Annotated in this window: 11 protein-coding genes; 10 read left to right on the top strand and 1 reads right to left on the bottom strand. The window is 35.6% G+C overall.

Going from position 1 to position 8,564, the window contains the following annotated elements:
• Both RU96_RS12345 and yidD read left to right on the top strand, forming a co-directional pair.
• A partial coding sequence (locus RU96_RS12345) for a 3D domain-containing protein (protein WP_249024204.1) occupies nt 1-207 on the top strand: 207 nt, incomplete at its 5' end.
• 113 nt (nt 208-320) lie between these two features.
• Nucleotides 321-602 carry a membrane protein insertion efficiency factor YidD gene (yidD, locus tag RU96_RS12340; RefSeq protein ID WP_211269918.1) on the top strand — a complete coding sequence of 94 codons (282 nt, stop codon included), beginning with the start codon at nt 321-323 and terminating at the stop codon, nt 600-602.
• Nucleotides 603-865: 263 nt separating this feature from the next.
• On the opposite strand, the gene RU96_RS12335 is transcribed toward yidD, so the two are convergent.
• Nucleotides 866-1,057 carry a hypothetical protein gene (locus RU96_RS12335; protein WP_071865781.1) on the bottom strand — a complete coding sequence of 64 codons (192 nt, stop codon included), beginning with the start codon at nt 1,055-1,057 and terminating at the stop codon, nt 866-868.
• A gap of 280 nt (nt 1,058-1,337) precedes the next feature.
• Here RU96_RS12335 and RU96_RS12330 point away from each other — a divergent pair, with 280 nt between their 5' ends.
• The 8 genes from RU96_RS12330 to RU96_RS12295 all read left to right on the top strand — a co-directional run bounded on the left by RU96_RS12330 (nt 1,338) and on the right by RU96_RS12295 (nt 8,455).
• Nucleotides 1,338-2,225 (top strand): ROK family protein, encoded by an 888-nt coding sequence (locus tag RU96_RS12330; protein WP_071865780.1) that lies wholly within the window; start codon nt 1,338-1,340, stop codon nt 2,223-2,225.
• Between the two features lie 530 nt (nt 2,226-2,755).
• Nucleotides 2,756-3,937 carry an ABC transporter substrate-binding protein gene (locus tag RU96_RS12325; RefSeq protein ID WP_071865779.1) on the top strand — a complete coding sequence of 394 codons (1,182 nt, stop codon included), beginning with the start codon at nt 2,756-2,758 and terminating at the stop codon, nt 3,935-3,937.
• A gap of 162 nt (nt 3,938-4,099) precedes the next feature.
• Nucleotides 4,100-4,978 (top strand): branched-chain amino acid ABC transporter permease, encoded by an 879-nt coding sequence (locus RU96_RS12320; protein ID WP_071865778.1) that lies wholly within the window; start codon nt 4,100-4,102, stop codon nt 4,976-4,978.
• Nucleotides 4,979-4,987: 9 nt separating this feature from the next.
• Nucleotides 4,988-5,962 carry a branched-chain amino acid ABC transporter permease gene (locus RU96_RS12315; RefSeq protein ID WP_071865777.1) on the top strand — a complete coding sequence of 325 codons (975 nt, stop codon included), beginning with the start codon at nt 4,988-4,990 and terminating at the stop codon, nt 5,960-5,962.
• A complete protein-coding gene (locus RU96_RS12310; protein WP_071865776.1) occupies nt 5,943-6,719 on the top strand; it encodes an ABC transporter ATP-binding protein in 777 nt (258 codons plus the stop codon). The genes RU96_RS12315 and RU96_RS12310 overlap by 20 nt, the downstream gene beginning before the upstream one ends.
• Nucleotides 6,719-7,420 (top strand): ABC transporter ATP-binding protein, encoded by a 702-nt coding sequence (locus RU96_RS12305; protein WP_071865775.1) that lies wholly within the window; start codon nt 6,719-6,721, stop codon nt 7,418-7,420. Before RU96_RS12310 ends, RU96_RS12305 begins: the two co-directional genes overlap by 1 nt.
• Nucleotides 7,421-7,423: 3 nt before the next feature.
• The gene (locus RU96_RS12300; RefSeq protein WP_071865774.1) at nt 7,424-8,077 is read left to right on the top strand and encodes a CBS and ACT domain-containing protein; all 654 of its coding nucleotides are present in this window, start codon (nt 7,424-7,426) and stop codon (nt 8,075-8,077) included.
• A gap of 147 nt (nt 8,078-8,224) precedes the next feature.
• Nucleotides 8,225-8,455, top strand: coding sequence for a DUF2969 domain-containing protein (locus tag RU96_RS12295; RefSeq protein WP_071865773.1), 231 nt, complete (start codon nt 8,225-8,227; stop codon nt 8,453-8,455).
• Nucleotides 8,456-8,564: the final 109 nt, after the last annotated feature.

Here is an 8,564-nt window from a genome sequence, read left to right as displayed (position 1 = left end):
AATTTATTGGAAAATCCAATGGCTGTTGCCGTTGATCCAAGTGTTATTCCACTAGGTACACGTTTATATGTCGAAGGTTATGGAGAAGCTTATGCAGTCGATACTGGTTCAGCCATTCAAGGTAATATTATCGATGTTCACTTTTCAACTGCCGGACAATGCGAAGCGTGGGGAAGACGACAAGTAAAGGTAACAATTTTAGGATAATACTAAAAAAGGTTCAAGTTTAAATAACTTGAACCTTTTTTACTTGTCTCAGTGCTAAAATTGACGTATGCTTTTGCCAGTATGAAATGTATACAATAGAAAGGACAGCTTTCATGAAAAAAATAATGATTGGGTTAGTCAGGGGCTATCAACGCTTTATTTCCCCGTTATTTCCGCCCAGTTGTCGCTATTATCCGACATGTTCTTCTTATATGATTCAAGCCGTGGAAAAACATGGCGCATTAAAAGGTGGTATCATGGGAACTGCGCGCATACTGCGGTGTCACCCTTTTGTAAAAGGTGGTTTAGATTATGTGCCGGAGACATTTTCTCTGCGACGTAACCCGCAAAAGCCAGCAGATTCACAAACACATTTACATCACCATCATCATTAAAGAGTAGCGATGACTTAGTCGCTACTCTTTTTTACTGGCGTAGAAGAAAACGTATTAAAATAGGTGCGCTCAAAAAATATCGGATAAATTTTTTGAACACTGAATTATCTTATTGCTTTTCTTTTAAAGTTAAATCAGATTTTATTATTAGGCGGGGAATAAATACATCTGACAAAGCGTGATTTTAAATTGCTTAAAAAAGCTACAAGTTTCTAAATAAAAAAAGCCTTTTAGGCTCTTTTATTACGACACATATAAAAAAACTATTCATTTTTAAATTTTTCATCTAAAAGCACTGCCACGACTGTTCCTAAAAGCATACCACCGGCAACGAAGAAGACCATTCTAAATGAAAGAAAGGTTAAATTAAAAATAAGTGCTGATAAAATATGTACCAGTAAAGCAACCATCATAAAAAGAGGAATCGCTGTCCAGATATTCTCTTTGTTTTTCATCTTCTCTCCTTAAAATAAAATCAACTTTATTATGTAATGAATGTAAAGTCAGTCAAAATCTTTTTCATTATTAAGCATAAACTTTTCAAGCTAGCTTTTCAACCTGATTATTAAAAAGCGTAGGAAACTTGCAGGTTTAGGTTAAAATAGACTGCCGATTATTTATGTTACTTTTTGCTCTTTTTTAGTGTGGGTTTAATTATAATAGCTTTTGTTTTAAATTTCTAAGCTTTTTGATTACACTTTAAATGAAAACGCTAAAAAAAGGAGTGGAAGAAAAATGATGCTTTTAGTTTTTGCCTGTAATGAAAAGAAAATCATGCATGGCTATTGGAATGGTAGCCAATTTGAAGAACAAAGCTCTTTTAAGACACCAACGACGTGGGAGCAGTTAAAACAAGATTTTTTAACGGTTTATGAAAGTTTAAAAAAGCCAATTAATGGCATTGCTCTTTCTGTGCCTGGGATTGTGAACACAGAAAAACAACGAATTGAAGGAGCTACTGAAATTTCTTATTTACATGGTTTTAATATTTTTGCTGAGTTAGAGGAATTATTCCACTTGCCGGTTACAATTGAAAATGATATTAATTGTGCCGCCATGGCAGAGTTTTATCTAGGGGCAGCAAAGAATACGCAAGATAGTGCTTTTGTTGCGGTTGCAGAGGATGAAATTAAAGGAGCCTTGTTTACAAAAGGTCAGTTACACAAAGGTAATCACCTGTATAGTGGACAATTTGGTTATATGTATCTCAATAACGGGAATACTTTTTCAGAATTAGCTACGCCAGCTCAAATGGCCTTTCGTTATTGCCAGAGAATGGAGTTGGATCCAACTGAAAAAAATAGCGATGCCGTTTTTACACTGGCTAAAACAGGAGATAAGTTAGCAAAAGAAGAAGTAAACAATTTTTATGAGTATTTGGTAGCGGGCTTATGGAATATTCAATTCCTGTATGATCCGGAATTAATTGTTTTAGCAGGTGATGGGATAGTTGGGAAAAATGCCGAGTTGCTGGAGGAAATTAATCAGCGACTATTAAAAAAGCTATCAGAAAAAGGAATCGATGCTTTTGTGCCTAAAATAAAAATTTGTCACTATCCTAAGCAGGCACCGTTAATTGGTGCCGCTATGAATTTTAGCGCCAGACAACAAGGTGAAGTTTGAAAATATATAAATGTAAACCTGAATGATAATATCTGACAAAGATCCCTGCTTAAAAGTTGGTGACATCGTGCTGTGAGATAGAAATTCAGGTTTTTTTGCGTGGACTTTTTATAAATAATTATCTAAAAATAAGATTCTCTTCTGATATTATTTGTCTTAAAAAATATAAGATGATAATATTGTTAAAACAAGATAATAAAAAAATTATTTTATGTGGTGATATATACGTTAGAGTAATTAATTTTCATCAGTTACATCATGATGTTTAAGCCTAATAGTTTTATTAAAAGGATTAAATAAAATAAAATAGCAAAAATTAACGAAATATTCTGAAAATTTATTGACTTTATTCTGAATTTTCAGTATATTTTATAGCATATCCAATTCACCATCGTCATGTTAGCAATAATTGATGAAATAGCTGGTATTTTTTAGACCATAATTTTATCTTGTTTAAAATTAAGTAGGCGAAAATTAAGTGAAAAGTTTAAAGGAAAGTTTTGGTGAGAGTAAGAAAGAGGAGGAGTAGTATGAAGAAGAAATTTGTATTTTTGTTTGCGGGGTTAGTATTGTTGTCTGCGTGTAGTGCAGCGCCAAAAGGAGGCGGTGCCACTGAAGGTTCTGCAGGCGGAAATAAACAAGAAGGCGACACAATTAAAATTGGGATGAATATGGAGTTGTCAGGTGCTGTTGCAGCTTATGGGACTGCTGAAAAAGAGGGAATTGAATTAGCGGTCGAACAAATTAATGCTGATGGCGGAATTGATGGCAAAAAAATTGACTTAATCTCTAAAGATAATAAGTCTGATAACAATGAAGCGGGGACTGTCGCGACGAATTTAACGACAAATAGTAAAGTCGTTGCTTTAATTGGGCCTGCAACTTCTGGGGCGGTAAAATCCGCTTTACCTAATGCAACGAAAGCCGAAGTACCATTAATTACACCTTCTGGAACTGATGACGCGATTACAAAACAAGGAAACAATGTGCAAGAATATGCTTTTCGTTCTTGTTTCCAGGATAGCTTCCAAGGCAAAATTTTAGCGAAATACGCCCACGAAAACTTAAAAGCAGATAAAGCGATTATTTTAGGCGATAATTCCAGTGATTATGGTATTGGTTTAACCAAAGCCTTTAAAGATGAATATAAAGGTGAAATCGTAGCGGAAGAAAACTTTACCGAAGGCGATAAAGATTTCCAAGCTGTCTTAACTAAAATTAAAGATAAAGATTTCAACGTTTTATATATTCCTGGTTATTACACAGAAGCCGGTTTAATTATTAAACAAGCACGGGAAATGGGCATTGATACCCCAATTGTGGGAGCCGATGGTTTTGGCGATGCCAAATTAGTTGAAACAGCTGGTGCTAACAATGTCTCAAATGTATTTTATACTGGTCACTTCTCAACTAAAGCTCCTGCAACAGATAAAGTGGAACCATTTATTAAAGCCTTCAGGGAAAAATACGATAAAGAACCATCTTCATTTAACGCGTTAGCTTATGATGCGGTTTATATGGTAAAACAAGCAATTGAAGATGAAGGTTCAGCGGATTCAAGCGCAATTAAAAAAGGTTTGGAAAACTTGAAAGACTTTAAAGGTGTAACTGGTGAAATGACGATTGATAAAGAACATAATCCGGAAAAATCGGCCGTTGTCCTTGGTTTAACGGATGGAAAAGAAACTTCAGCGGAAACTGTGAATCCGTAAATATGAACTTTGAAAGGTTGGATAAAGTAAACTGTAGTTAAAGGATCAGATAATTATTTATAGGCTATTATTAAAGCAATTACGTCTATGAATAATATCGGTATCTTGACTACAGTGCCTTTTATCTCAGCCTTTTTTTAAAAGATAAATGGATGTGATGAGATGGAAACGGTGATTCAACAATTGATAAACGGCCTATTTTTAGGAAGTATTTACGCGTTATTGGCACTAGGCTATACCATGGTTTATGGAATCATCAAATTAATTAACTTTGCCCATGGTGAAGTGTACATGATTGGGAGTTTTATTGGCTATTTTTTAATCAATTTAGGCGGGTTGGGCTTTTTTTCTGCCCTATTTATTTCCATGATTGCCAGTGCTGCATTAGGCGTTGTAATTGAATTTTTAGCTTACCGCCCACTGCGAAAATCAACGCGAATCGCAGCTTTAATTACGGCGATTGGGGTCTCTTATTTATTACAAAATGTGATGATTTTCTTCTTTAGTCCGGATGTACGAGCGTTTCCGCAAGTAATTAAGCGGACGACATACAGTTTGGGCTTTATTAAAGTCAGCAATATTCAAGTTTTGATTTTAGTGGTGTCGGTAATTTTGATGATTTTATTGCAACTGATTGTTAAAAAAACCAAAATGGGTAAAGCGATGCGAGCAGTAAGTGTTGATCCTGATGCGGCGCAACTGATGGGAATTAATGTGAATCGGACGATTTCGTTTACTTTTGCCATCGGTTCAGCTTTAGCTGCAGCAGGGGGGATGTTAATTGGTCTTTATTACAACTCCATTGATCCGATGATGGGGGTAACCCCGGGGTTAAAATCATTTGTAGCAGCGGTTTTAGGTGGAATTGGAATTATTCCCGGAGCTGCATTAGGTGGTTTTGTGATTGGCTTAATTGAAACAATTGCTACCGCATTAGGCTTTTCTGATTTTAAAGATGCAATAGTGTACTTAGTTTTGATTTTAATTTTATTAATTCGGCCAGCGGGAATTTTAGGCAAGAATATTAAAGAGAAAGTGTAGGTGACCAGGATGAAAAAGAATTTGAAATACAATTTAACCTGGTTAGGCTTAGCAGTTTTTGTCTATCTGGTTTTATTAGTCCTATACAATACCGGTGTTATAACATTGTTTACCGATCGTATCATCGTTAATATTGGGATTAATATTATTTTAGCCGTGGGATTAAATTTAATCATCGGTTTTTCAGGTCAGTTTTCTTTAGGGCATGCGGGCTTTATGGCAATTGGCGCTTATTCTGGCGCGATTATGTCGATTAATAATCCGACTTATGGTGGTTTTTTCTCCGGCTTAGTGCTAGGAATGTTAATTTCTGGTGTGGTAGCTTTAGTGGTAGGTGTCCCAACGTTGCGGCTAAAAGGTGATTATTTAGCTATTGCAACTTTAGGAATTTCTGAAATTATTCGGATTTTAATCGTGAATATGCGGGATATCACCAATGGTCCGACAGGAATTTTTGGTATTTTACCATTTACGACGTGGGAAACAGTTTATATTTTTGCTGTTTTAACGCTACTCGTCGTTTCAAATTTTGTTCACAGTGGCCCTGGGCGCGCAACATTAGCGGTTAGAGAAGATGAAATTGCCGCCGAAGCGATGGGAGTAAATACAACAAAATATAAAGTTGTCGCCTTTACATTAGGAGCGGTGACGGCTAGTATTGCGGGAACTTTATTTGCCGGTTACCAACAATCAGTCTTTCCCAAAGATTATGGGTTTATGAAATCTATTGATATTTTGATTATTGTTGTTTTTGGTGGGATGGGCTCTACTACTGGGGCAGTTGTTTCTGCCATTGTATTAGGCGTCTTAAATATGTTTTTACAAGATTTTGGCTACGTGAGAATGATTGTCTATGCACTAGCGTTAATTATTATTATGATCTTTAAACCAAGTGGCTTATTAGGAACTTGGGAGTTTTCAGTGAAGAAGATTTGGCAAAAATTCACCAAGGGGGATGATGCAGATGCCTCTATTAACAGTTAAAAATATGACCAAAAATTTTGGTGGTTTAGCTGCTGTTTCACATGTAAATATGACTTTAGAAACGAATGAATTAGTCGGTTTAATTGGTCCAAATGGGGCAGGAAAAACTACTTTATTCAATCTTTTAACTGGCGTTTATGAGCCTAGTTCAGGAGATGTTTTCTTCTCACCCAATGGACAAGAAGAAAAATTAAACGGGATTAAGCCTTATCGGACTGCTAAAATGGGGTTATCGCGGACATTTCAAAATATTCGCCTTTTTAAAGATTTAAGTGTCTTAGATAATGTCTTAATCGCGATGAATGCCAAACATCAAGAAGGCTTTTTTACCAGTGTTTTACGTTTACCCAAGTTTTATCACAATGAAGAAAATTTAAAGCAAAATGCGATTGAATTATTGGCAATTTTTGGGTTGAATCAGAAATTGACGACATTAGCAAAAAACTTACCTTACGGTGAACAACGCCGCTTAGAAATTGTACGCGCACTAGCAACGGAGCCGAAAATTTTATTTCTTGATGAACCAGCTGCCGGCATGAATCCCCAAGAAACAGCAGAATTAACGGAATTGATCCGTAAAATTCAAAAAGACTTCCAACTTACGATTCTCTTAATTGAACACGATATGAGTTTAGTTATGGATGTTTGCCAACGCATTTATGTCTTGGAGTATGGACGCATTATTGCAGAAGGTGAACCAGAACAAATCAAATCAGATCCCCGTGTTATTAAAGCGTATTTAGGAGGGGAGATGTAATGCTTAAAATAAAAAATTTAACCGTTCATTACGGTGTGATAGAAGCGGTTCATGACGTTTCCTTTGAAGTCAATAAAGGTGAAATTGTTTCTTTAATTGGCGCAAATGGTGCGGGTAAAACAACTATTTTGCGCACAATTTCGGGTTTGTTACGTCCTAGCCGTGGCGAAATTACGTTTAATGAACAAACTATTACTAAAACGCCCCCGCAAAAAATTGTAGCGGCAGGATTGTCGCAAGTGCCAGAAGGTCGTCATGTTTTTAGTGGTTTAACTGTCCAAGAAAATTTGGAAATGGGTGCTTTTTTACGTAAAGATGGTGCTGTGAAAAATGACTATGAACAAGTCTTTGAAAAGTTTCCTGTCTTAAAAGAACGACGCAATCAAGATGCCGCGACACTTTCAGGTGGTGAACAGCAAATGCTGGCAATGGGAAGGGCGTTAATGTCAAAACCGGAACTATTGCTTTTAGATGAACCTTCGATGGGGTTGGCACCAATTTTTATTAAAGAAATTTTCAATATCATTGAAGAAATCAAGCAACAAGGAACCACCATTTTACTCATTGAACAAAATGCAAAAATGGCTTTATCCATTGCAGACCGCGGCTATGTTTTAGAAACAGGTAGTGTAGTTTTAAACGGTACAGGTGAAGAGTTATTAGCCAGCGATGAAGTGAAAAAGGCATATTTAGGGGGATAAAAAATGAGTGTTAGTGACTTTATGACAAAAAATTTAGTAGTAGTAGCACCAGAAACTCCAATTTTTGATGCGATTGATTTAATGAAACAACACGATATTCATCGTTTACCAGTTTTAAAACATGAAAAATTAGTCGGTCTAATTACAGAAGGAATTATTCAAGCGGCAATGCCTTCACAAGCTACTAGTTTAAGTGTTTATGAAACAAATTATTTATTGAATAAAACAACAGTCGGCGATGTCATGGAAAAAAATGTTTTAACTATTGCCCCAGATGCATTATTAGAAGATGCCATTTATAAAATGCGTACCAATAAGATTGCGGTCTTACCAGTAGTTGAAGGTGATACGATTAAAGGCATCATCACCAATAATGATATCTTTGCTGCCTTTTTAAAAATTACAGGTTACAACGATGGCGGCACGCGGGTGACACTACAAATCTCAGAAGATCACGTGGGAATTTTAGCTGAAATTACACAGCTTTTAGCTGAACATAATTTTAGTATTTTAACTATTGTGGTTAATCGTATGGAGCTGGCAACCATTGTTGAAATTCAAGTTCAAAGTCGAAATGTTGAAACGGTAAAAGAAGTTCTTAGTGCTGCTGGTTATTTGGTGACTGCTGCAGTTTTAACAAATACTGTAAACGATTAAAGAAGGAATAACAAATACCCGAATAATCCCATTTTAGCTAGCTGGTTGGAAAACTAACGTTAATAATGGTCTTGTTTGGGTATTTCGTTTCCTTTTTATACCCAAGCAGAAAAGAATGTGATAAAATACTTTAGCGAGGTGAGAAGTTTGATAAAGAAAAAAGATATCGAAGTTAAAGTAGAAGAAATAAAAAAAGATATTAAAGGTAAAAATTATACTGTGAATCAATTATTGATTGGTAAAAAAATCATTGGCGAAATTTTGACAATGGGTGAAAAAAATTATGAAGCCTTTTTAGGAGAAGAAGATTTAGGTGCGTATAAATCGCTTGATTTAGCGGTAGAAGCGATTTTATTACAGCATAATTTGCACGACTAAAATTTCTGTAAAAAAAATTGAAATTACCACTTGCATTTTTTAGTTATTTTTTGTATTATAACTAAGTCAGGTTGATTAAAACCTTTCGGAGGAGTAGCGAAGTGGCTAA

It is taken from the genome of Enterococcus canintestini (genome assembly GCF_001885735.1).
GTDB lineage: Bacteria > Bacillota > Bacilli > Lactobacillales > Enterococcaceae > Enterococcus_C > Enterococcus_C canintestini.
This window is presented reverse-complemented; position numbering and strand designations above follow the sequence as displayed.

Excerpts from the sequence above, each read along its gene's own strand:
- RU96_RS12300 (WP_071865774.1), top strand. The coding sequence starts at position 7,424 with ATGAGTGTTAGTGACTTTATGACAAAAAATTTAGTAGTAGTAGCACCA.
- RU96_RS12305 (WP_071865775.1), top strand. The coding sequence starts at position 6,719 with ATGCTTAAAATAAAAAATTTAACCGTTCATTACGGTGTGATAGAAGCG.
- RU96_RS12335 (WP_071865781.1), bottom strand. The coding sequence starts at position 1,057 with ATGAAAAACAAAGAGAATATCTGGACAGCGATTCCTCTTTTTATGATG.
- RU96_RS12310 (WP_071865776.1), top strand. The coding sequence starts at position 5,943 with ATGCCTCTATTAACAGTTAAAAATATGACCAAAAATTTTGGTGGTTTA.
- yidD (WP_211269918.1), top strand. The coding sequence starts at position 321 with ATGAAAAAAATAATGATTGGGTTAGTCAGGGGCTATCAACGCTTTATT.
- RU96_RS12325 (WP_071865779.1), top strand. The coding sequence starts at position 2,756 with ATGAAGAAGAAATTTGTATTTTTGTTTGCGGGGTTAGTATTGTTGTCT.
- RU96_RS12315 (WP_071865777.1), top strand. The coding sequence starts at position 4,988 with ATGAAAAAGAATTTGAAATACAATTTAACCTGGTTAGGCTTAGCAGTT.
- RU96_RS12330 (WP_071865780.1), top strand. The coding sequence starts at position 1,338 with ATGATGCTTTTAGTTTTTGCCTGTAATGAAAAGAAAATCATGCATGGC.
- RU96_RS12320 (WP_071865778.1), top strand. The coding sequence starts at position 4,100 with ATGGAAACGGTGATTCAACAATTGATAAACGGCCTATTTTTAGGAAGT.